Here is a 22,935-nt window from a genome sequence, read left to right on the forward strand (position 1 = left end):
AATGAGAAAGAAATATACTTTTATCGATTTATTCGCAGGTTGTGGGGGACTCTCAGAAGGCTTCTACAGACAAGGGTTCCATGCTTTGGCTCATGTAGAAATTAACCACTTCGCTTGCGAATCTTTACGTGAGCGGATGAAATATTATGGTTACAAAGACATAGACAAAGCCGTAATAGAGACAGATATCACAAGAGAAGATATAGTGGATGAGATTAGGAAAAGGTGTAATACCGATAATGTTGACTTAATTATCGGAGGACCACCATGTCAAAGCTTTTCGTCCGCCGGACGTGCTAGAGATGAGCACGGTATGAAAAATGACCCACGAAATTATCTGTTCGAAAGCTATGTCAAAATACTTAACGCAATACGTCCAAAATTCTTCGTATTTGAGAATGTAACTGGACTTTTAACAGCTCGCTTGAAAGGTAAAAGACATATCTTTACGGTATTAGGTGAACTCGGGAAAGAATATAAAGTCTACAATGGAAATCCATCAGACATGGTGTTTAACACCGTTAACTATGGAGTGCCACAAATTCGCAAGCGTGTTATAATCTTAGGTGTAAGAAAAGACATTGACTTAGAGCCTGCGGATTTGTATAAAGGTATTGTCAAGACGAATTGGGACAGTGACATGTCAGAATCCGAAAGGAAAGGATTGCAACCTCCTGTAACAGTTCGTGACGCGATTGGAGATTTGCCTCCAGTTCCTAATGGAGGAGGATCCAATATGATGGAGTTTAAACCTAAAGCAATGAATTCTTTCGTCCAAAAGATCCGTTCCAAGGACGATGAGACATTGTTATATCACGTTACAAGAAAGAACAATGACAAGGACAAAGAGCGGTATAAAGTGATGGCACAAAACCATTGGACTTTTTTGGAAATGTTAGAAAAGCGCCCTGACCTAAGACATGAGAAGGCAAGGGTCTTTCCAAATAGTTATACGGTTCAGTGGTGGGACCAACCGTCAAAGACAATAATAGCACATCTCTATAAGGATGGAAACTTGTTCATACACCCCGACTGGAAGCAAGACAGGTCTATAACTGTTAGAGAAGCTGCAAGACTGATGTCTTTCCCTGATGATTTTGTCATATGTGGGTCAAGGACTGAACAGTTTAAGCAAATTGGAAATGCAGTACCTCCGCTTTTTGCAGAGGCAATAGCAAAATGCATGAAAAAAGAATTAAACAAAGTAGATAAACTATGATATTCAAGCCAGTATCAAGCCTGACAAAGGAAGAAAAGGCTTTTTTTATCGAGAAAGTCGGCGTATATACCCGGCTACTTGAACTCCATGCCAATAGTAAGGGGGATAGCTTTACTATGGATGGAACTATAGATAAAAGTGTTCTGACCGAATTGATGAATATCGGAGTTATATCTACCGAAGAAGAAGTTCATGCTTTAAGAAAAGTTCTTGGAGAAGACAAGTACGATGGTTTCATCTCTGCTGTAGTATATTTCCTAAATCATAAGGAAGAGACAGAGCCAATTGTCTTCAGATTACGCAATAAATCAAGAAAAGTTCTTCAAGAAACATCTGAACAACGTCCAGCCATAAATGTGGCTGATTTCTTTTGTGGTGCAGGCGGATTAAGCTTAGGCTTTAGTAAAGCAGGATATAGAATCGTTTTCGCAAACGACTTTCAGAAAATATGTACAGAAACATACATCTATAATCATCCAGAAATACCTTCGAGTAAGGTGTTCACAGGTGACATTAAAGACATAATTGTAGATATCAAAGATTATGTCAAAGACGATGTCGATATGGTTATTGGTGGTCCGCCATGCCAGTCCTTTAGTTCTGCGAATCAAAGGCGCGTGATAGATGACCCAAGAAACATACTTTACAAATATTACATAGAGGCAGTCAGACAGTTATGTCCCAAGTTCGTACTTATGGAAAACGTAAAGGGCATGCTGAAAGTTGCTAATCAAGTTGTGGAGGATTATCATAGCATCCGCGCGTTTAAGGATGGAAAAGAATATACTTATAATGTGTCATATAGGTTATTTAATTCTGTAAACTTTGGGGTCGCTCAAAACAGGGAACGTTTAATCTATCTTGCAGTACGCGATGATATTGAGAAGAGAAATGGCATAACACCAGAATCCTTATTTGAAGAAATTGAAGACTCGTGTAAAGGGAACACAGTTTTCAATTTGCAATCTGCACTTGAGTTTATTAAGCCCTTAGAAGCTCCAAGAGTAAAAGGGCAAACTGAAGTTAATGATGAGAGAACTGGAATGAAAATCGATCTCAATCATTATGATAGTTGTGGGAATGAGTATCTAAAATCAATCAACGATGGCAAGCAGATGGAATTCGTATTCAATCACAAAGCCAGGTATTGCAGTGATGTAAATTATGAAATATTCAAAAGACTCGGACAAGGAGAAGACTCGACAAATCCCAAGATTGCCGATATAATGCCATATTCAAGGCGTAATGGTATTTTTAAGGACAAATATTATAAATTGATTGCGGATAGACCATGCCGTACAATAACAGCTCATCTGAAAATGGATTGTTTGTCCCACATACATCCGTATCAGATAAGAAGTATTACGCCTCGTGAGGCCGCTCGAATACAGTCCTTCCCAGACGATTATCTTTTCTTGGGTGCGTATCTGAAAACATATATGGAAATAGGTAATGCCGTACCAGTTTTAATGGCAGAACAAATTTCAAGAGTTATTAAGAAACACTTTGATTAGAAATGAGAGTACTCGAATATATACATCGTCCAAACAAAACGGAGGTAGGAGTAGGTACAAATACGAACGACTCCTATCTAAAGCTGGCTCCTGCTATTGAGACTTCTCCCATATTTACAATGAATACTGAGGAGTTTTTTTATAACGCGGAATATCACAGAAATTGTCTTTTTAAAGCTGTCAAATATACAAGTGGCGGCAAAGAATACCGTCTGACGAAGCTGGGAGCCGTCAAATCTTCCATAAAAATTGAATGTGGAGATGAAATGATATTTAGGCGAATTGAAACTGGAGAAGAAACTATTAAACAGTTAGACATCATTCATTACAATAAAACGATGGCATATTCGTCTTCAAAAGGTAAATACACACTAGTTTATCCAGAAAGGCTGCCAAACTGGAATGTAGAAGGTACTTCTTTTTATGCTATCTTTAAAGGTACGCAATGTGAAATTGTTATCTCTTTTCTTGAAAATAGGCACAAGAGGAGTGATTCACCTGACGAGACAGCACTATATAGTATTACAATAGGTGAAAATATTTTCAATGGAAGTACCTTATATATTAACTTGGAAGGCTCCATGCCTATATTGGAAGAGAAAAGCAAGTGGCAGCTCAATGAATTTAAAATCGATACAAAATGAAATACTATATTTACAAGATGTCAGGTTCTTCACTAGCCTTGACTTATACTAAGGCGGGAGCAGATTGTCTATGTAATATCAAAAAGGAAGACGGGGAAAGTTTCCCTAGTTATGATATCGATGATATAATCATCATATATCTAACTAAGCCCACTGATTCCTGCACAATTGTATTAGAATCCGAAGGCAGCAATTCATTTAGAAAAATCTTGGAGGTCTTTCCGGGAGCCATGCTTAAAGATATGCCAAAGGATATACAAGAAACGATAATATCGGATGAAAAGAGTACATGGGAGATTTCTGAGGATCAGTATAAAAAGGTCATATCTCTCATGATAAGTTCCATAGGGCTCCTTCCTAAAGTACGACAAGAACAAGTAGATCGTAATTCTATACAAAAAATCTACTACGGTGCCCCCGGCACTGGCAAGTCTCACGCTATCAACACGCTTACATCGACAAAGTCTGTCATCCGTACCACATTCCACCCCGATAGTGATTACTCTACCTTTGTGGGTGCCTATAAGCCGACTACGGAGGAGCAGACGAGATATAATGATTCCGGCGTGCCAGTCACCTACCATGACGGAGACCATAAGGGTGAGCCTATCAAGGATAAGGTTATTGTCTATGACTTCGTGGAGCAAGCTTTTCTCAAAGCTTATGAGGAGGCATGGAAGAAGTTCTTTGCCAATCCGGAAGCACCCGAGGATGAGTACCTTGTCATTGAGGAAATCAACCGAGGTAACTGTGCACAGATATTTGGCGACTTATTCCAGTTGCTTGACCGTAACCAATATGGGTATTCTGAATACCCGATTACTGCGGATAATGACATCAGCAAACACTTGAAGTATGTCTTCGCAAAGGCACAGCTTCATTTGGACGACCACGACTTTATCAACCGTATGTATAATCGTGGCGATGGTGATGTTGCGCAAAAGGTCTTGAATGGCGACATCCTGCTTTTGCCCAAGAACCTCTACATTTGGGCAACGATGAACACAAGCGACCAAAGTCTGTTCCCGATAGACTCAGCGTTCAAACGCCGATGGGACTGGAAGTACCAGCCTATTACGAAAGGCATGGATGCTGCTGGTCATGACCTGAACTGGCGGCTGGAGATTGATGCAGACCATCAATATGACTGGTGGTCGGTAATCAGCAACATCAATTCAAAGATTATCGGCAAGCTCACCAAGTCGGAGGATAAGAAACTCGGATATTTCTTCTGCAAGGCAAGCAATGAGGGTGTCATCGACAAAGACATATTCGTTGAAAAGGTGTTGTTCTATCTTTGGAATGAGATTTTGAAAGACTTCGAGCCAAGCCAGGACTTTCTGAAGGACGAGACCTTGAAGGGGGAAAATGACGGCTACCTCAGCTACGACCTCTTCTATGACACGACGAAAGGCAAGACCAAGATTATAGGTGACAGAGTGAACCATCTGCTTGCCAACCTTAAAGTAATGCCATGGGAAGACAAGGCCGAGAAGAATGACCATACGGAGCAAACTGTAGAAGAAACTGACAGCTCACAGGAGAATATTTCAGAGTAAGGCCGATGAAGCTCATCATAGAGGAACATCCATACGAGAAGAAATACGTACATGACATTCTGAGCGAGATTGACGCTTTGGGGAATGCCGATGGCTACGTAAGCATCAACTACGTGGGCTATTTCTATAGCCACGCAGTTCGGGATTGCGTGTTCATTCTTCCCAAGGTGTTACTGGAAGATGTCGGCAACGAAGAACGTGTTTTCGGCAAGTACAAGCCGGAGGAAATCATCGACCTGGAGAAAGAAGGCAATCCCATGACGGATGAAGAAAAGAACTTCATCTATGAGTTTGCCGTGTGGATATACAGGGCTATTACCGTGTACCACAATGACAAGAACACCGATTCCTCCATCGTCTATCACCAGACGATTTTGGAGGTTAACAAAGGGCAGCGGCATCTGAGCAACACATTTCTTGACATTATCTTGTCGCTCATTGACTTCAACCGGGAGAACCAAAACTTCTTCTTCTATATCCTGAGGAACATACACTCGGGACTGAACAAAATCAACTGGACGCGCACCATTGCCCATTCAATGGCTATCGTCCAAAAGAATGTGCCCATCTATATCAATCCCGTCAACAAGAAGCGGCAGATTAACTTCGACGAAGAGCTGCTCATCATCTTCTTCTCCATTCTGAACTACATCAATGGTCATTATGGATTTGACACATCCATCAATTGTAACTTTCCACTCATTACAGGAGCAAAGTTCAAGGCCTATCTTAACGGACTCGGAGTCATCCGTCTCCGGCAGATTAAATACAAGTATTTCTCGGACAAGTCATTGTTTCTCTGGGAACTTTGCTTTGCGTTCTTCGACAGAGCGAAGAAGGTCGTTGTGGAGACCGGACAGAAAGACTACCTGTTGGTCAAGAACTTCAACATCGTCTTTGAAGCAATGATTGACGAACTGATCGGAGAGCCGCGTGACACGATACCGAGCGGACTGAAAGACCAGGACGACGGCAAGCGCATCGACCACCTTTATTCGTATAAGGGTCTGATGAACTATGACGAGGACAAGCCCGTCTATTATATCGGCGACTCGAAGTATTACAAGCGCAACAATCCTGTCGGCAAGAATTCTGTGTACAAGCAGTTTACTTACGCCCGCAATGTCATACAGTGGAACCTGAACTTGTTCATGAGTGATGCCGATGACGAAGAGATAGCCAACGACAAGAAGAACTTTGGCCATATAGCCAAGCTGCGTGATGACGAGACAGAAGGATACAACATCATCCCCAATTTCTTCATCAGTGCTACAATGGACAAGGACTTGAACTATTCAAGGGATGGCATAGACAGGACAGAGAAGAGGCGTGACCGTTTCACGTCGAGCCAGTTTCAGAATAGACTCTTCGACCGTGACACCTTGTTGGTATGCCATTACGACGTTAACTTCCTCTACGTTCTTGCCCTCTACGCAAAGGATGACTCCTCGGAGAAAAGGGCGTGGAAAGAAAAAGTACGCAAGCTGTTCCGAGAGGAGATACAGAATGTGCTGAAGGAAAAATACACCTTCTACGCAATGGAGGCTCATCCACATATCGACGGTCATAAGTATCTGTCCGAGCACTTCCAGAATCTTCTCGGAAAGGTCTATAAGCCATTCGATGCGCACAGCACAATCTTGTCTTTGGCTTTGGATTCAGACGAGCAGTTCAAGCAGGAAAACTCCATGTTGGTAGAACAACTGAAAGAGTACTTCTATGTAGAAGAATGTCCTCTTGGCAGTGACCCTGTTGCCGCCATAGAGACGGCAAAAATGAAGAATCCAACTGCTAAGGTGATGACAGCCGATGCTGACCAAGAGAATATCCTTATCATCAAGGCGAAGGATAAACCGGAAGCACGGCGATTTATGGTTGGATTTGACAAAGGAGATTACGAGTTGCTGAATCCGCCTACCCTTGACTTGTTCAAGATTAAATATGTAATGCCCATCTTCAACGAGGGTGTCAGAGACTACTACGAAGTCGGAGGCAGCAGCTTTGGAATCAAGAACAAGCAGCCAGCCGTCGTCTTCCACTTCATCGCAAAGCATACCATCGGCAGGTTCCATCCGTTATCCAACAATAGACTGGAAGAGTACACGGTAATGTCGCTGAGTGAGATTATGGATAGCATTTAAGAATACAGACATGGAAACATCTAATCTCATACTAATAAAAGGCGAGCCAAAGACTCAACAGATTGTCTCCATAAACGAAGACCGAAATGGCGTTTATTGGGTAAGGTTCAATAATGGCAAGACTTACCATCTTGCCAATCATGATGTGAATATACTGAAATCGCCAAAAATAATAAGTACTGTCGATTGCAGGATTACAAACAAGATGGGCGCTTGTTTTAATCCTAAGCAAATATGGGAATATACTCATTATTTCCATCGCTACTATCGTATAGAGTTTGAGTCGGGTGAGCTAAAGGAATACGATGAAACCTATTTGAATATCTCAAAGTCAGTGTTGGCCGACGACACAGCAAGGAACCTATTCAATTACTTTAAGGATATTTCTGGTGTTCAGTGCATAATGACAGAGAACGGTCCTGTTTCTTTGCATGATAAGTATGAGAAAATAGACTTCGTTGACGAAAACACTACTTTGGGATGTTATCTAAAGCCCAAGTTGATGAAGGACAAACAGAAAGGATATAACCATCTGTTATTCCCTTTCTACAGTAACCTGAGTCAGATGGCTGCTGTTGAAAATGCCTTTAAGTCTCAGATAAGCGTTGTTCAGGGGCCTCCTGGAACAGGCAAGACCCAGACAATCCTGAATATTGTAGCAAATATTGTAGCTCGCAAACAGACGGTGCTCATAGTAAGCAATAATAATTCTGCTGTTGAGAATGTCAAGGAGAAACTTGACAAGGAAGGCCTTGGCTTTATAGTCGCTGAACTTGGTAAATCTGATAACCGCAATGATTTCATCAAGTCCGGCCAAACTCCCTATCCTACTATGTCTGATTGGCGGGATGACAATGCTAAAGAAACGCTTAACATTATTGATAGCGTTTCTAAGAAATTGCAGGAAATCTTTGAGAAACAAAACCTGCTTGCCAAAGACAAACAGGAGCTTGCGGCAATTGAGATTGAAAGTGAGCATTTCTATCGTGAGAATGACTATGATAGCACTAAGCTCGAAGACATGGTAGCTATTCCCAGTAATGAGCTCATCAAGCTATGGGTGTTGCTGGATATTAAGAAAGAGGAGGAAAACATTAGTCAATCGTTATGGCAGAGGCTTAAGATGTTCTTCAAGAATCTGTTTATGAAAAACAGATTGAAGAAAGTCTTTGGAAAACAGGCTAATAGTATGTCCGATGAAGATGTTTTAATGGACATTAAAGCTCTTTTCTATAAAGTCAGGAAAGAGGAATTAAAGTCTGAGATTGATGAATTAACGGAATTCTTGAAAGATAATCACGCAGGAGAACTTCTAAAGAAACAGGCATCATTATCCATGCGAGCCTTGAAAGCAGCCTTGTATATTAATTATGAAGGCGGAAAGAAGGAACGTGCTAAATTCGATAGTCAGGACTTATGGAAAAAATCTGATGCGGTATCACAGGAATATCCCATAGTACTGTCAACAACATTTTCGGCAAAATCAAGTTTGCCAGGACACACATTCGACTACCTCATCATGGACGAAGCTTCGCAGGTTCCAGTTGAGTCAGCCGTCCTTGCCTTATCCAAAGCCAAGAAAGCGGTTATTGTCGGTGACTTAAAGCAGCTCCCAAATATTATAAGCAAGGATGACCTTCCAAGGTTACAAGAAATTGCTAAGACGTATCATATAGATAAGGAATATGACTGCTCGACCAATAGTTTCCTTTCATCTATTGTTGATGTTTTCCCAAATGCGCCTCAGACTCTATTGCGTGAACATTATCGTTGTGCACCACAGATAATTGATTTTTGTAATCAAAAGTTCTATGGTGGCGAGTTGGTAATAATGACAACCGCTAACGATGACAAATTGCCGATGAGGGTCATAAAGACAGTTCGTGGTAATCATTCGCGCAGTGTAACCAATGCTGAAAAAGTTTTTGTGAGTAATCAGCGAGAAGTCGATGAGTTCAAAGAGTTGCTAAAAGCAAATCCTAACGTTCCATTAAAAGATGTAGGTATCATCACCCCTTACAAGGGGCAGGCGATGCTGTTCCACAAAGAGGTAAATGACAACAGCTTGGAAGCTGATACCATACACAAGTATCAAGGGCGAGAGAAGAATATCATTGTAATGAGCACTGTTGCCGATACCTACAATGATTTTGTTGATAATGCCAATCTGATTAATGTTGCAGTATCAAGAGCAAAGAAGGAATTTGTATTGATTACGAACGGCAATGATAATCCTGATGGTAATATTAAAGACCTTATTGCCTATATAGATTACAATCATGGCAAGGTGGAGAGTGGCAAATTACATTCCATCTTTGACCTGCTATATGCATGTTACGCAGAACAGAGAAAAGAATATCTTGAAGGCAAAAGAAATGTTTCAGAGTATGATTCAGAGAACATAGCGTATAATGTAATTTCTACTATTCTAAAGAAGAATGATGACTTGTCTTGTCTCGAAGTTATACCCCATTATCATTTGAGTTCCTTGATTAGCGACACATCACTGCTAACAGAGGCTGAGTATAAATTTGCTCGTGCCTCATGGAGTCATGTTGACTTCTTGATTGAGAACAGAGTAAGCAAGAAGCCAATTCTCGTCATAGAGGTAGATGGCTTTGCATACCACCACGAAGGTACTAAACAAGAAGAAAGAGATCAGCTGAAGAACTCTATCCTACACAAATATCAAATTCCCGTGCTACGATTGTCAACGGCAGGTAGTGGCGAAGTCGAGAAAATTGAGAACGAAATAAGAAGCGAGTTGGTAGATTTAAAGCATCCAATCCCTAATTCTTGATATAGACAATTTATTAGAGTTAAGTTGTTATGGTAAAGTATATCAATCATCTAAAGGATTCAAAAAATTATTACTTCCAAATAATTGAAGAATATAAGGATGTATTCAAAAGAGATTGTAATATTTTTTATTTCCTTTTTGTGACAAGCGTTGTTAATAGGTCCCTTTCTATTAATAGGGGGGTCCAATTGTTGACAGAAGACAATAATTATTTATGTGCAATTCCTTTAATGAGGATGCAAATAGATAATTGTATTCGTTTTTTTTGGACTTGAATTGGTTAATAGCCCAAATGACTATATAGAAAATTGGACAAAAGGAGAAAAAATATCAAGATTAAAGGATAAGAATGGTAGTAAACTTAGCGATAAATTGTTAGTAGAGGAACTTGATAAAAGATACGAACATGTTAAAGGTATATATGATCAAGCTTGTAATTTCGTCCATCTTTCAAGTGTAAATTTGTTTAATACTGTTAATCTGAAACCAAATACAAGGACTATTATTGGAGCTATAACTGGTTTTGACAAAATACCGGATGATGTGAAAAAAAATATCGACAGATCAATGCTTTATATCAATAATGTACTGATAGATTTAATAGAACAAGTTTCTGAAAAAATGAAGTAACACCATTACCGTTCTAAACTTTTCATGTCCACATTCTACAAAGAAAAGACTTTTTGAAAGGCAGCGAATAGTTGCTCGTTACATAAGAATGGCCTTTTGTTAGTTAGAAGATTAAAGGCTTCAAGAATGAACTGTTAAATACCACCGCCTTATTCGTTAATTTTGCCTTGGTAGAAATCGAATTGATTTTTTACCAAGGCAAAGATGGCATGTTTCAATTTGTACTTTTCCTCAGCACCACCATCGCGAACCTGTTGGCCTCTTTGGGCTTGAACTCCCTGATGCCACCGAGACTGACAGCTTTCATCTGCGACTTACCGATACCATTGTTGATGAACTGCTTGGCAATGTAACGGGCACGGGCAATGCTTAGAGTGCGATTACGGGCTGCAGTGCCCGTGGCTTCATCGGCAGCTCCCGTGATGTGGATGGTCAGGTGATGCTCTTGGGCATACTTGGCTATTACGGCAAGGTTGGCCAACTGTGACTTCGTGATCAACTGGGCTGTGTTCAGCTTGAAATAGAAATAGATGGGTACGTCGACGGACAACTGGAGGGAGTCACCTGTTGCGCTATTATCGGAAGAGGCTGTCGTGGCCATCCGGCTGCGGAGAGCATTGAGACCGGCATAGTCGTTCTTATTGGCTGACAATGCGCCACAGTCCTCCTGCCAGCTGACTTGCTGTTGTAGCGAGTCGTCAGGCAGCGTGCCGACACCATCATTGGCTTGCATTCCTGTCGCCATCATGGTCAGCAAGAATAGTAGGATGCTTTTCTTCTTCATCTTTTGTCGTTTATGGGCGGAGAACCGCAAGGTGCCGTTATCGCCTGAAGCCTTTGGCAGCCCGCTGTTCCCCACCGTTGATTGTTTTGCTTGTCTCGTTTATCTTCTCATTCTCGATACCTTGAAGCCGGCCTCGCGGAACTTCTCCTGCCACTCCTGACAGAGTTCGCTGTTCGAGGCATGTTCTTTGAAGGCCTGTGCCACGTTGCGCAGCTGCTGCTTTTGCTCTGGCGTTAACCAGCCGGGAGAGTCTTGCGGCTTCTCCAAGGGTGAGACACCCGATTTCTGATGCAATTCCATATTTTCTTAAATCTTGGTCGGTGATACCCGACGCGTTGAGTCGCTCTATGTATTTACTGTCAATTCTTATGTCCTGAAGTTTGCCGAAGCTGCCATGCCCGAAGGTCGTCATCAGCACCACGTTGCCACCCCGACTTTGGATATAATCGCGAAGGTCACGGAGCTCTGCCCCGGAGGTGATGAAGTCGTCCAAGATGATATAGTCCGTACCTTTCCTGACCTCACCCTCAAACCGCATGCGTTTGCTGATGCGGCTGAGATCGGTGGCGTTGGTGTGGGAGACGTCCGTCACGGCGATGATGTCGTGGTCGACGGTCATGCCGATGGCAGAGAACTTGGCAGCGTATGCCGCCGGTATCATGTTGATGTCCCCACCCTGCATCTTGTGGTTGTAGACAATGTGAGCATGGGGATAGCGTCGCGCGATGTCGGCTATCTTACTGTCTTTCACAAAGGCATCGACCAACCGCAAGGCAGCCTCGTAGTCACCATGTTTGGCAGCATGAAAGTCAGGATGCTTGCGCGCCATGCCGGAACTGGTGTGATTGACAACGGCCGGAAAAGCATCTCCCCATCGGTGGCCTTCGGGCATCGAGTCTTTCTGGCGAAGCATGTATAGGACCGTGTCCCTGTCTATCAATAGCGGAGACCTGCCTAAATACATCCATGCCTCATGCTCCTGTCCGAAGGTGAACAGCACTTCGGCTTCAAGACTTGGCTCAAAGAGTCTAACGGTGAAATCGGGCTTGCTCGGCACTCTTGGCAGAGACAGCCTCCAACACCTGACTCTCCGCTTTCACCGGCTGTTCCTGTCGACTCTCGGCTGCCTCCTGTGAGACCGTTGCCGACTTGGCATCGCTGCGGAACAAGGGCGTGAACGTCTTGTTCTGCTCGCGGATGTCCGTAAAGTCAGCGTTCCAGCCGTCACGCCTGAGCCGTTCGCCGACGGCTTCCATGCGCTGTGTGATGAACGATGCCGACCGCTTGACATCATTGAGCGTGGTCTTGATGAACTCCGGGTCCTCGTTGAGACTGCCGAGCCATGACTTCAGATAAGCGGCACTGTCGCTCTTCACATGCTTGGCCATGCCATAGCGTGAGGACACCAGGGCGGCAGTGAGCTCTGCCACGAGCTCCTCTCGGCTGTAACTCGCCCGGTCCTGAGTAGGCTTGATGCGGTTTAGACGGTCCGGGGAGCCACTGGCATGGCTCATCTCGTGAAGGAGGTTGCTGTAGAAGGACTCGCCGTCGATGAACTGTGCCTTCTCCGGGATGATAATCTCATCGCGTGCCACACTGTAGTAGGCATCGTTGCCCGCTGTAGGCTTGATGGGACAGACGTAGAGGTCCTTGGCTATCATCGCGTCAATCTCCGGCAGACTCGCCATGCCCTTGTCGCTCAGCTCCAGTGTTCCCTGGGCTTCCTTGCGGTAGGTCTCGTAGAGTTCAGGACGTGCCTCCTTCAGGTTGGTCTGGTCAACGTTGAACACATTATAGACATGCTGTTTGGGGAAAACTGAGAACTCATTGCGCTCCTTGGCATCGAGCTGTTTATAGTCGTCGTATTTGATGCGCTCGTTGGTCTGCTTGTGCACACAGGTGAAGGTAGTGATCATCACCGGTGTGCTCTTCTCTCCCTTGTTGATACGGACGAAAGGCAGCTTGTTGCCATCCTTGTCCGTGAGCAGGTGCTGCCGCTTACCGTCCTTGTCCTTGGCATAGTTCATGTCCGTGATGCGGTCGAAGGTTGCATAACGGGATGTCTGCCAGTTGTTCTTTTCCTGCATGAACATCAGGATGATGCTGTTCATGCCGTTGTAGTTGCGGCCATTGAGGTTTCGGGGCAGTTGGGCGGCGCCGGGCGAGATCCAAGGCTGCTTCCAGTCCTGCTGGAGATTTTTGATCTTGTCAATCATGATGTCGGCAAAGACATTCAGGGCTCTGTCCTCGGCACTCAGGCCGTCGGGGTTGGGCGTGTAGTTCTTTCTCATAGTAGTGATGGTTGGTTTCAAGAATTGTTGATATGCTCTGTCATCTCACGGACGATGCACGAGAGACTCGGCGCCTCCTTGTAGAAGGAGATGCGCAGGTCACCGCTGATGTCCACATGGGCACGCGGACGCAGCCAGTCGGGCTTGATGCTCTCAACGGTGGCGTTCTTCTCCGGGAACCGCATGAAGGTGACCCACGTACTGACGAAGTTGTCACCGACCTTCTCTGATGAGTAGGCAGAGAACAGGAGATAAGGACGGCCGTTCTTCGAGGTGCGCTCATCAAAGATGTTCTCCTTCTTCAGATAGCCGCGGAAAGAGAGTGTGCCGGAGATGGCATCCAACGCGGGCACGTTCTCTGCGGTTACCAATCGGGCGGTGAGATAGAAACTCAGTCCGTCGTCCTTGCGGCGGATGTCCATGGTTCCGCTCGCCGTGACACGCTGCCCTTCGGTGTAGACGCTCAGGTCACTTTGCCGGGCCTGTGGCACTGACACAAAAACACGGATGTCCCTGGTGCCACTGCCGTCGGCAAGGCTGACGGACATGACGAAGGACACGTAAGGCTGGTTGTTCCTGTCGGTACGGATGGAGGCACTGCGTCGGACAGTGCCCGTGATGTTTACTTCTGCTTTGATCATAGTTGTATGAAATAGATGATGTTACTTTCTTTGCAGATGCTGCTCCTGCGACTGACGCTCGGAGGCTATCTGCTCATAGTTCTCTGAAGCCTGCTGGCTGAAGGTTACGGCATTGACAAGACAGCCGATTTTCTGCCGCTTGGCAGCATCGTCGCCGTCTCCATTGAGGATGGCGGTCAGGCGTTGCTGCTCCTCGGCTGTCAGCTCATGGCGGTACTCCTTCTTGCCGTCGTGGGTGACGAGGACAGCCTTTCCGCCCTCGGTGACGGTCAGTGATGCCGACTTCAGGTTGGGCGTCATGCTGCTGAGGTCGATGCGGCGTTGAGTGACAGCCTCGTTGATAGCGGCCATCTTCTCGTCGCGGCTCTTGCCTTCCATCTTCATCGTCAGCATGAGCATGGTCATGAGCATCTGCATCAGACTGCCCAGGAGTCCACGCCCACCGTCCGTGCCTATGGCTGCATCTTCGGAGGTCATCAGCTTGCTGAGCCATCCTTCCGGCGTGGCCTGTTTCTGCTCCGGAGTGCCGCTACCTTTGGACTGATAGTCGGAAAGGAGGTTGCGGCCGTTGTGCTGCGCCTCTATCTTCAGGTTGCCTTTTTGACTAATGTCCGCGAGGTAGGCAGCCGGGTTGACCCATTGCATCTTGCCGTCCCTGGAGACGTTGATGACACCGAAGTGGAGATGCTCGCCCGTGACCCTCGTTCCCGTGGCTCCCGAAACGCCAATCTTCTGTCCGGCATTAACTGTGTCTCCCTTCTTTACGGCAATCTCACTGAGGTGCATATACTGTACCCTCACCCGCGAGCCGTCTTCACGGGCATACTCCACGGTGACGGTCTTGCCCCCAGCGGTGTTCGTGCGGTGGTCAGCACCCACGACGGTTCCTTTGTTCTCGGTCGCCAGGACCGCTTCCCTGTTGGTCTTGATGTCCATGCCGTGGTGCACCTGCATGGTACCTTTGTTCAGCGGATCTTCCCGGTTGCCATAAGGAGAGGTGACGAGCATGAAGCTATCGCGCTTCACGGGTATGCTGTAACTGCCGGTGGCTACGGCTGACGAGTTCTTGGCTGCGGTTGCCTGACAGCGTGGCTGGCTCATCACCATCTTGTCGTACTTCTGCAGTCCGGCACCCTCGATGACGCTCACCAACGTGGATACATAGCGTTTGTCGGAGGCATAGCCGCCCCGCTGGATGGCAGCAGCCCAGCCACGGTAGTCGTCGGCGGCAAGGCCGGCGGTATGCTTGCGGTATCGCTGCGCCATGAGGACTTTGGAATGATCCTCATAGCTCTGACCTACACTGTCGTATTTCTTGAACTTCTCGTTGGGCCGGTCGTCATCCGCCAGGACATAGTTGCCGTTGTAGGTACCTTTCACACCGAAATGGTTGTTGGCTGTATTGGCCAAGGTGCTCCTGCCGTCCGCCGACTCAATGATACCCTGTGCCAGCGTCACCGAGGCGGGTATGCCATAGCGCCGCATCTGCTCCATGGCATACTCCGCATACTGCTCGATATACTGTTGTCTGGATGGTGTCATAGCATCGGCAGGTTATCGGTGCATACTTGTTCGCTGGTCCTCCTGACGGGCTACGACTTCCTTGACCTCCTGCTGCGAGGATTCCTTGGCTTCATCCTGGTTCTGCTGCCTCGGCACAGTGAGCTGGTCACAGATGGCCACACGTTCGCCGGCACGGATGAGCTTGGGCAGATAGGTGTCGAGGGCGTGGTGAGGGAAAACGGCAGTCTCCAAAGGACGGCCGTCCTTATCCTTCACCTTGTTGTTGCTGGTCAGCGTGATACCCAATATCCTTGAAGCCTTCTCGGCATCGCCACGGTAGGTCTCATAGAAGTCTCCGGCACGGAACAGAAGGATTGCATCGGGGTGCTTGGCCTTCAGCTTGTCGTACTGCTTCATGATGGGAGGCAGCTTGCTCTGCACTTCCTTTTCCTTCACAGTCTCTTTCACAGTCTCTTTTCCATTCTCTTTCAAAGTCTGTTGTCCGATCTGCTTCTCCTCCTTCTGCTTGCCGCTGAGCACATCGGCATAGAGCGTGGCGGCAAGGTGCTGCTTGTAGTCGCGCTTGTCATCGGCGAGCCACAGCCGCTGCCATTGCGACTGGCTGATCTCCCGCGGACGCTGCTTCTCACCGTCGATGTTGGCCATGAGGAGTACCTTGTTGTCGTTGGTCTTGAAGGCATTCACCCGGTCAATGCGGTCAAGGGTCTCCTGAGAGGCACCACTCCTGAAGATGTTCACCTCGCGGTCGGGATGCTCAGCCACCACGGAGTAGTATTTCTGGGCGAACTGTGAGCGGAACTTCTCTATGGTAGCCTCGTCGTGGTCGTTCTTCATCATGTCGAAATACATACCAATGTCGGCCTTGTCGGGATGGACGGCAAAGGTGCGGCCTTCCTCCGGACGTGCGGCAAGCGTCCACTTTCCGTCATCGTCTTTCAGCATGGCAATACGTGAGAAGTTCTCTGGCACTTTGTCGATGGGAAACTGTGAAGTCCACGCCTGCATGGTCTTCTCGGAAGGCTTCTCCACGGGCAAAATCTTTACGCCGCTCTCTGCCTTCTTCATCATCCCCACCGTGCGGTTGACATCCGCGAGGATGGCCTTGCCCAATTCCGGGTTTTCCTTCAGTTGTGCGATGACCGACGGCAGATGCTCCATGGTCTCGGGATGGAGTTTGGCAGGGAGTCCCATCTCCAGCATTTTGTGGGATGCCACCAGGTCCCTTACCAACAGTTCACGCTGCTGCATAGAAGCCTCGGGCTGGCGTCCGCCTTCCACAGCTACCCCCTTACGCCCGAGACGTTGAGGAACGCCCGTGGCATGGGCAATCTGCCGGACCACTTCCTGGGCATAGTCGGGATAAGAGGCAAAGTCCTTCTGCGGTGGGATGTGCACCGTGTCGGTGCGGCTGTCGTAGTGAGCGAGACCAGTACCGTCCTTGCGGATCGGCACAAGACAGTCTTTCATCTTCTGCAGGAACTGGTTGAACTCCATCCGTAGGGCCTTGTCGTCCACGGGTTTGTCCGTGCGCTCGCTGGCAGCGGCAAACTGCTCCACTTGTTTTTTGTAGTCCTCCTTGTGCACATGCGCCATCGTCGTCTGGTCGATGTTGAAGATGGTATAGACATCCTCACGCGGGTTGGCCTTGTACTGCTTGCGGGCGTTCTCGTCGAGGGCAAAATAAGCCTTGCGGCTGATCTTGTCGTCGGGATTGTCGTTGTTGACATACTGGTTGGGATTCGTCCACACCACCGCCACGCCTTTCTGACCCTTGCGGACAGCCTCGCCGCGGTCGTGGGTCTCACGGAACATCGTATAGACGTTGGTCTTGAACCCGCCTAGGTCACTGTGCATCGCCATCATCAGGGCATTGCCCGGCGGCAGGCGCAAGGACTTGTTGTAAAAACTCGGAGCCGGTTTGCGTGAGGCATTGAGCAGCACGCCACCGTTCTCCTTTGCATTCTCAAGGGCTGCGACAAGAATCTCCGTCTGTCGCTCTGCGCCCGTCTTCTTCTGATTTACTTCTTCTGCCATTGTATCATATCATGAATGGGTGAAAAAATATAGGGAAATAACTCGCTGTCTTCGTTATCGGATGCCACGTGTCTGACTGCGCTCCTGGCTTTGCTCATAGCTGTCGGCAGCACGCTCGATGGTCTGTCTGTTGCCCATGGCCGTCTCATCCACCTTCGCCAGTATGCGGTTGGCAAGGGTGTTGAGTGGCAGAGCCCCGGATTGATAAGCCTCTACGACCTTCACGGGCAGGGTGACGATACGCGGCACTCTGTCGATGTCCACCAAGAGCACGTTGCCCTCTATCTGTGGATTGCAGAGCCGCTTGTCCAACGGCTCATCGTCATAGCGCTTAAAGCGTGTGGCATTGCTCTGGTTCTTCCGCTGCTCCGCCAGTGCCTCCTGACCGGCCGTGTTGAACAGACTGGCTCCGCCATAGAGCATGAGCGGAAACTTCATCAGGGGATTGGAGGCGAAGGTCCCGGCAAGGAGCGAGGCAAGCGGCACCATCGTCTGCTGGTTCAGACCGATGGATTTAGTCTTGCCCGTCAGTACACCTAAGAGCATGTCGGGGAGCATGGCCAAGGTGAAGCCGAGATGGTTGAAGGTGTCGCCCATACCGTCAAGGCCAATATTGCCAAGGAGCGCATTCCAGCCGGTGTAGTCTCCGGTCGATAGTTGTTGTGATGACGGTTGTTGTGATGGTTGTTGTTGTGATGGCTGTTGGCTGTCATCCGTCGGTTGTGGCGCATTCTCCTGTAGCGGAACAGTTTCCTCAGCCTCGGCTATGTTCTTGTAGCTCACGGCATCGCGTCCCGACCGTCGGCTGCCCTGCTCGTTGCGGATGGCTTTGGCAAAAGCCTCATACTCCATAGCCCGGTAGGTGGCAGCGGCGGCGGACATGGTAGAAGTGCGCCCGATGGCCTTGACCGTGCGCTCACCGGCATCGAGGGCTTTCGTCACCTTGCTACGGTATGTCTTGGCATTGTCCGTGGCCCATTTCAGCGCGATAGCCAGCTGTTTGTCAGTGGCATACGCTATTTCGTTGAAGCCCATTTGTGAGAACATCCATTGTGGAATGGCGGCTTTTCTGCGGTTGGCTGCTGCCACCTCCTGCCGTCCTAACTTACGCTGCTTCTCCAGATAATCCTTCTGTTGTCCGGAGCCCACACGGTCGACGGCCTCGACGCCAACGTCTATAGCAGCCTGCCCCAGCAGTCCGCCGACACCCATCGTCGTGGCGGCATTGACGATCCACGAGCCGATGCTTGCCGCCGCCTGTTCCACGAACGACGGGTTGTATTTCTTTTCCGCCTCCTTGTTGATATGGTTCTGCATGGCACTCTCGCGACTGCGGTTAGGGATATAGAACAGGGTGCCCTCCATGGCTTTGCGCGTGATGTACTCAGCCGTAGACTTGGGAATCTGTTCCTTGATGAGATGGTCTACCATCTTCTTCTCCATGACCGCATCGACGGTGATATGCTGCCGTTTCAGCTCCGCCTTCACCATGCTGATATAGTCTTCTACAGTCTTCGTGTTCCACTTGCCGGTGTAGTTCACCTGCGAGCGGTAGCAGTCCATCGCCGCCATACCGCCGTCGGGACCCGCCGCACCGGCCATGAGCATGCGGTAGGAAGCATTGTGGCGTGCGGACTCCTCCGCCTTCAGGCGGTTGAGCTCGTCACGGACCTTATTCATGATGGGTACTACCCGGGTAGTGAAGATATCGGGTTGTCGGGATGTTGCCATATTATGTGAATGTTTGTCTTAACTGTTTGATGACCTGCTCCCTGGTCTGCGCAAGGGCAGCATGGAGCACTTCCATCTGACGGGGATAATATTCTTCAAGCCATTCGTCCTTGCCGATGCTGTCGTGGATGAAGCGGATGGCGAGTTCACGGTTGATCTCCACGGCTCGCTCTCCCCGCTTCTTGCCGTTGAACCAGGCTTTCGTCCACCAGTTGATACCGTCCTTGTCGGGATAGACGCTGACGAGGCGCTGGATGTCGAAACTCTGGATGTCGATGTCGAAGCCGTCGAAAGGATCGATGAAGCCCTGACTGTCTATGGCGTCGTCAACAGCTTTTTTTTTTCAATCTCGGTCATGGATGAGAGAAACACACCGTGTATGAGCGCAAGGTAATTGAGGAAGTCGTGAATGAGCAGCGTCTGCACCCTTCCGATAATCCCTAAGCTCCGTTCGCCGAGTCCCAAGGGATTGAGCATACTCGGTGTGTGCTCGTAGTAGGCACCGGCAGCAGCCCCTTCCGCCAAGACACTGCGCAGGGCGGCCTCCGTGGAGCCCGGCACGCGGTAACGGTTGGATAGAAGGTCTGCCATATAGCGTCCGAAGAACCGGGTGTACATCTGGTCGATCTCCGGCTGCTGGGCATCGTAGGGCGTGGAGACGGGGAAGTCGAGGGTCGCCATCTCCGGGTTGTTGCCCGTCATGGCTTTCTGCTCCTGCATCATGAGGTTGTCCCTTACCATCGTAAGAAACTCTAGCGGATTGACTTCCTCACCGTTGAAGCGAACCTCCACATGGAGCAGACCGTCGCAGACGGCTATGTTGTCACCGGCCTTGACATTTCGTCCGAAACCGCCCACTACCTCACGGATATGGGAATAGGTGACATCGAACGAACTGTTGTCTCCGGCGGCATAGTTGCGGTAGTTGACGGTGATCTGGAATCCCTTGCGGTTGTTGGTGGAGATGCCGGAGACGATGCCGGTAGCCAAAGCTTTCAGCCAGGTGTGGGGCGAGACCTTGAAGTCGACACCGTGATGGAAGAACTTCTCCCCTGTCACGGGATGCTGCTGGTCGCCGTAGCCAAGGGTGATGACCAAGGGGCAGGGCTCCGGCAACTCAAAGGGCATGGCGTAGCCACTCGGTGAATAGAGGTTCATGGACGGATTGTATGCTGTCTTTTCCATATTTTGTTTGTTTAATCGTTATCGTCTGAGACCAGTCTGCTGCTCCCTTGCCAGTTCGTTTTCCGCTGTCTGAGCAACTGACGGTGTCTGCTTTTGAGAGTTGTTGCCGACCATCATCATCGCCATGAGGGCACCGCCGATCTTGCCAAGGAGTCCTGTGCGGCCGAAGATGAGATACGATGCGGCAATAAGGGCTCCGATGCTCAGGCCCGACACCTTGCCGTGGACGAGGTTGTCGAGGAAGTTGCCGAACATGTTCGTGCCGTTGCCGCCGAAGAGGTTTCCGAGGAAGTGGCTGATGCCACGTAGTGTCTCACCCAGGGTGCCGAGCACTCCCTTGGCCTCCTCAGCGGTTTCCTTCACCCCGGTGAGAACATTGGAAGCGGTGTCCTTGACATCTTCTACGGTGTTCTTGCCTGTGAAGCCGTTGACGACATCGTGGGAGAAGTCGCCCGTGCCGTCGACACCCTTGCGCAGCGTCTTGCCCACGGCGGTGCCATAGGACTCGTCGGAGTTTGTGAGTTTCTGCCAACCGGCAAAGGCGGCTACACCCCCGACAATGGTTGTCTTGGGGTTGCGGGCAGCGGCGGAGGCTACCTTGGCAGTAGCACTGGCGACGTTGACCGTGGCTGCCTTGCCGCCTTGCCAGAGTGTGGAAGTGGCCTTCAGTCCGCTGCGCCACAACTTGGGAGCGGCCTTAGTGAGTAATGATAACCATCCCATAGTGCTTCATTTTTTGGGTTTCACATGTTTTGCGTTCACGCGCCAGGTGTCAAGGCACTCCTCGATGAGTCCGGCCCTGCCCTCCCTGTGCGGCAGTGAGTTGTATTCGATATTGTGCCATACCAGTCCCATCGTGGTACTCCGCACCAGTTTGGTGAGCATCGCCAGCTGATGGTTCATCGCCTTGAGCTGCGGACGGATGGAGAACACGAGGGAGATGCGCTGCTGCTCGGTCATTTTCTTGTCAAGGCATACCTCGCGGATGGTGTTGATGATGCCCATGCTCTTGGTGAGGATGCTGATGTAGATGTCGTTGCGCTTCTTGTGAAGAGCCACGGCAATGGCGTTGGCAGGCGCCTCGCTGATCTGTTTCGACAGACTGCCCATGTGCTCGCAGAGTCGGTTGACTTCAAAGTAGAAACCATAGGCCTGGGCAGCATAGGAGATGGTCGTTCGGAAAGTGCTCAGGTAGTCGTCAAACTGCTTCTGCAGGTCCTTTGTGGCAGCGACCTCCTCGTTCAGCCAGATATGTCCGGCCGACTCGGCTCCCATCAGCTTGATCTGTGCGTTGTACTGCGACTCCGCCTTCTTCGTGTACTCGATGATCATCCCCGTCAGAATGGGATCAATCTGGGCATGACCGGGCAGTGGAAGGAGAACAGCGAGTAACAGGAGTAATACGATGTGTTTCATCTTACCGGGTGTTACTTGGAATACAGACTTACTTCTTTGGCATAGCGCTTCCAGTGGGACAGCGACTGCAGGGCGACGTCGCGGCGGTCGCGCTCTATCATCCCGGCTGTGGCACGGTTCCAGACATCTGCCATTCGGTAATGGCGGATGCTGAGATAGAGCTGACGGAGCTTGTGGGAGAAGGACGACAGTCGGTCTTCGAGTTCCCACAGCGTCTTGGAACGCTCGGCACCCGTGAGCATATTGCTCTCGCCACCCTTGGCCACGGCATCCTTCAGCAGGGTGAAGACGGAAACCATCTCCGTGGTCGTCTCGATATAGAGATTGTTCATGCTCACTGTTGCGGCAATGCCCTGAGGGTTGTTGTTGATGGCACGGCGCAGCTTGTCGAGAGTGATGAGGATGCGGAGCCCGTCGTCATAGATATGTGTGGCGGCTTTCAGAGCGGAGGCATAGCCGTTGGCGGTCTTCAGATAGCTGTTGTACTTCTTCTCCCAACCTTTCATCGTCGTGAACTCCGCCGCCATGGTGCTTTGCAGGATGGCAGTGCCACGCTGCGCATCGGCTTCCTTGCCGACCGTCTCGTTGATAAGACTGTTTCCGGCAGCCAGAATGGTATGCTCACCGGGGTTGGCGGTTACTGCTTGCGCATGACTCCTGACGGTGAAGTTCAGGAGCATCAGCAGGATGAGGATGCTGGTATAGCCTATCCTCTGTCTCCCGGCTTGTTTTTTCTCGTCGCTTTCATTGAGTTCCACCTCACCGTCGCCGTCAAGGTCAATGCCGGAGGCCACCTTCTTCTCGCCATCAGGTCCGAGGATT

19 protein-coding genes are annotated in these 22,935 nt (G+C 48.8%); 7 read left to right on the top strand and 12 right to left on the bottom strand.

What is annotated here, in order from left to right:
- Position 1: 1 nt before the first annotated feature.
- The 7 genes from FYJ73_RS08925 to FYJ73_RS08955 all read left to right on the top strand — a co-directional run bounded on the left by FYJ73_RS08925 (position 2) and on the right by FYJ73_RS08955 (position 10,507).
- Complete coding sequence (locus FYJ73_RS08925; protein ID WP_154534360.1) at positions 2–1,219, top strand: DNA cytosine methyltransferase; 1,218 nt, start codon at positions 2–4, stop codon at positions 1,217–1,219.
- Complete coding sequence (locus tag FYJ73_RS08930; protein ID WP_154534361.1) at positions 1,216–2,733, top strand: DNA cytosine methyltransferase; 1,518 nt, start codon at positions 1,216–1,218, stop codon at positions 2,731–2,733. The genes FYJ73_RS08925 and FYJ73_RS08930 overlap by 4 nt, the downstream gene beginning before the upstream one ends.
- Before the next feature lie 2 nt (positions 2,734–2,735).
- Positions 2,736–3,377, top strand: coding sequence for a hypothetical protein (locus FYJ73_RS08935; RefSeq protein WP_154534362.1), 642 nt, complete (start codon positions 2,736–2,738; stop codon positions 3,375–3,377).
- 332 nt (positions 3,378–3,709) lie between these two features.
- Complete coding sequence (locus FYJ73_RS08940) at positions 3,710–4,936, top strand: AAA family ATPase (protein WP_206081748.1); 1,227 nt, start codon at positions 3,710–3,712, stop codon at positions 4,934–4,936.
- A gap of 5 nt (positions 4,937–4,941) precedes the next feature.
- Positions 4,942–7,077, top strand: a complete 2,136-nt coding sequence (locus tag FYJ73_RS08945) for a restriction endonuclease (RefSeq protein WP_154534364.1) — start codon at positions 4,942–4,944, stop codon at positions 7,075–7,077.
- A gap of 10 nt (positions 7,078–7,087) precedes the next feature.
- A complete protein-coding gene (locus FYJ73_RS08950) occupies positions 7,088–9,877 on the top strand; it encodes an AAA domain-containing protein (protein ID WP_154534365.1) in 2,790 nt (929 codons plus the stop codon).
- Positions 9,878–10,153: 276 nt separating this feature from the next.
- Entirely contained in the window at positions 10,154–10,507 is a 354-nt protein-coding gene (locus FYJ73_RS08955; protein ID WP_154534366.1) for a hypothetical protein, read from the top strand.
- Between the two features lie 214 nt (positions 10,508–10,721).
- Here FYJ73_RS08955 and FYJ73_RS08960 read toward each other — a convergent pair whose 3' ends face one another.
- The 12 genes from FYJ73_RS08960 to FYJ73_RS15935 are packed head-to-tail and all read right to left on the bottom strand — an operon-like array spanning position 10,722 to position 22,793.
- Complete coding sequence (locus FYJ73_RS08960; protein WP_154534367.1) at positions 10,722–11,291, bottom strand: OmpA family protein; 570 nt, start codon at positions 11,289–11,291, stop codon at positions 10,722–10,724.
- A gap of 37 nt (positions 11,292–11,328) precedes the next feature.
- Positions 11,329–12,348, bottom strand: coding sequence for a hypothetical protein (locus FYJ73_RS08965; protein WP_154534368.1), 1,020 nt, complete (start codon positions 12,346–12,348; stop codon positions 11,329–11,331).
- Complete coding sequence (locus tag FYJ73_RS08970) at positions 12,320–13,582, bottom strand: zincin-like metallopeptidase domain-containing protein (RefSeq protein ID WP_154534369.1); 1,263 nt, start codon at positions 13,580–13,582, stop codon at positions 12,320–12,322. Before FYJ73_RS08970 ends, FYJ73_RS08965 begins: the two co-directional genes overlap by 29 nt.
- Positions 13,583–13,599: 17 nt before the next feature.
- Entirely contained in the window at positions 13,600–14,223 is a 624-nt protein-coding gene (locus FYJ73_RS08975; protein WP_154534370.1) for a hypothetical protein, read from the bottom strand.
- 21 nt (positions 14,224–14,244) lie between these two features.
- Entirely contained in the window at positions 14,245–15,765 is a 1,521-nt protein-coding gene (locus FYJ73_RS16210) for a glucosaminidase domain-containing protein (RefSeq protein WP_154534371.1), read from the bottom strand.
- Between the two features lie 12 nt (positions 15,766–15,777).
- Positions 15,778–17,781 carry a MutS N-terminal domain-containing protein gene (locus FYJ73_RS08985; protein ID WP_154534372.1) on the bottom strand — a complete coding sequence of 668 codons (2,004 nt, stop codon included), beginning with the start codon at positions 17,779–17,781 and terminating at the stop codon, positions 15,778–15,780.
- A 54-nt stretch (positions 17,782–17,835) separates the two neighbouring features.
- Positions 17,836–19,512, bottom strand: coding sequence for a hypothetical protein (locus FYJ73_RS08990; protein WP_154534373.1), 1,677 nt, complete (start codon positions 19,510–19,512; stop codon positions 17,836–17,838).
- A gap of 1 nt (position 19,513) precedes the next feature.
- The gene (locus FYJ73_RS08995) at positions 19,514–19,813 is read right to left on the bottom strand and encodes a hypothetical protein (protein ID WP_081657707.1); all 300 of its coding nucleotides are present in this window, start codon (positions 19,811–19,813) and stop codon (positions 19,514–19,516) included.
- 14 nt (positions 19,814–19,827) lie between these two features.
- Positions 19,828–20,697, bottom strand: coding sequence for a M23 family metallopeptidase (locus tag FYJ73_RS09000; RefSeq protein ID WP_154534374.1), 870 nt, complete (start codon positions 20,695–20,697; stop codon positions 19,828–19,830).
- Between the two features lie 18 nt (positions 20,698–20,715).
- Positions 20,716–21,420, bottom strand: a complete 705-nt coding sequence (locus tag FYJ73_RS09005; protein ID WP_154534375.1) for an antitoxin — start codon at positions 21,418–21,420, stop codon at positions 20,716–20,718.
- Between the two features lie 6 nt (positions 21,421–21,426).
- Entirely contained in the window at positions 21,427–22,113 is a 687-nt protein-coding gene (locus tag FYJ73_RS09010) for a hypothetical protein (RefSeq protein WP_028910094.1), read from the bottom strand.
- A gap of 11 nt (positions 22,114–22,124) precedes the next feature.
- Positions 22,125–22,793, bottom strand: coding sequence for a hypothetical protein (locus FYJ73_RS15935; protein WP_235899301.1), 669 nt, complete (start codon positions 22,791–22,793; stop codon positions 22,125–22,127).
- Positions 22,794–22,935 lie beyond the last annotated feature (142 nt).

This window comes from Hallella mizrahii (assembly GCF_009695775.1).
Taxonomy (GTDB): Bacteria; Bacteroidota; Bacteroidia; order Bacteroidales; family Bacteroidaceae; genus Prevotella; species Prevotella mizrahii.

Bases quoted from the DNA above. Each gene is read 5' to 3' on its own strand.
- FYJ73_RS08925 (WP_154534360.1), top strand. From the start codon at position 2: ATGAGAAAGAAATATACTTTTATCGATTTATTCGCAGGTTGTGGGGGA.
- FYJ73_RS08940 (WP_206081748.1), top strand. From the start codon at position 3,710: ATGATAAGTTCCATAGGGCTCCTTCCTAAAGTACGACAAGAACAAGTA.
- FYJ73_RS15935 (WP_235899301.1), bottom strand. From the start codon at position 22,793: ATGCTCCTGAACTTCACCGTCAGGAGTCATGCGCAAGCAGTAACCGCC.
- FYJ73_RS08950 (WP_154534365.1), top strand. From the start codon at position 7,088: ATGGAAACATCTAATCTCATACTAATAAAAGGCGAGCCAAAGACTCAA.
- FYJ73_RS08985 (WP_154534372.1), bottom strand. From the start codon at position 17,781: ATGGCAGAAGAAGTAAATCAGAAGAAGACGGGCGCAGAGCGACAGACG.
- FYJ73_RS16210 (WP_154534371.1), bottom strand. From the start codon at position 15,765: ATGACACCATCCAGACAACAGTATATCGAGCAGTATGCGGAGTATGCC.
- FYJ73_RS08935 (WP_154534362.1), top strand. From the start codon at position 2,736: ATGAGAGTACTCGAATATATACATCGTCCAAACAAAACGGAGGTAGGA.
- FYJ73_RS08970 (WP_154534369.1), bottom strand. From the start codon at position 13,582: ATGAGAAAGAACTACACGCCCAACCCCGACGGCCTGAGTGCCGAGGAC.
- FYJ73_RS08975 (WP_154534370.1), bottom strand. From the start codon at position 14,223: ATGATCAAAGCAGAAGTAAACATCACGGGCACTGTCCGACGCAGTGCC.
- FYJ73_RS09000 (WP_154534374.1), bottom strand. From the start codon at position 20,697: ATGGAAAAGACAGCATACAATCCGTCCATGAACCTCTATTCACCGAGT.
- FYJ73_RS09010 (WP_028910094.1), bottom strand. From the start codon at position 22,113: ATGAAACACATCGTATTACTCCTGTTACTCGCTGTTCTCCTTCCACTG.
- FYJ73_RS08945 (WP_154534364.1), top strand. From the start codon at position 4,942: ATGAAGCTCATCATAGAGGAACATCCATACGAGAAGAAATACGTACAT.
- FYJ73_RS08960 (WP_154534367.1), bottom strand. From the start codon at position 11,291: ATGAAGAAGAAAAGCATCCTACTATTCTTGCTGACCATGATGGCGACA.
- FYJ73_RS08990 (WP_154534373.1), bottom strand. From the start codon at position 19,512: ATGGCAACATCCCGACAACCCGATATCTTCACTACCCGGGTAGTACCC.
- FYJ73_RS08930 (WP_154534361.1), top strand. From the start codon at position 1,216: ATGATATTCAAGCCAGTATCAAGCCTGACAAAGGAAGAAAAGGCTTTT.
- FYJ73_RS09005 (WP_154534375.1), bottom strand. From the start codon at position 21,420: ATGGGATGGTTATCATTACTCACTAAGGCCGCTCCCAAGTTGTGGCGC.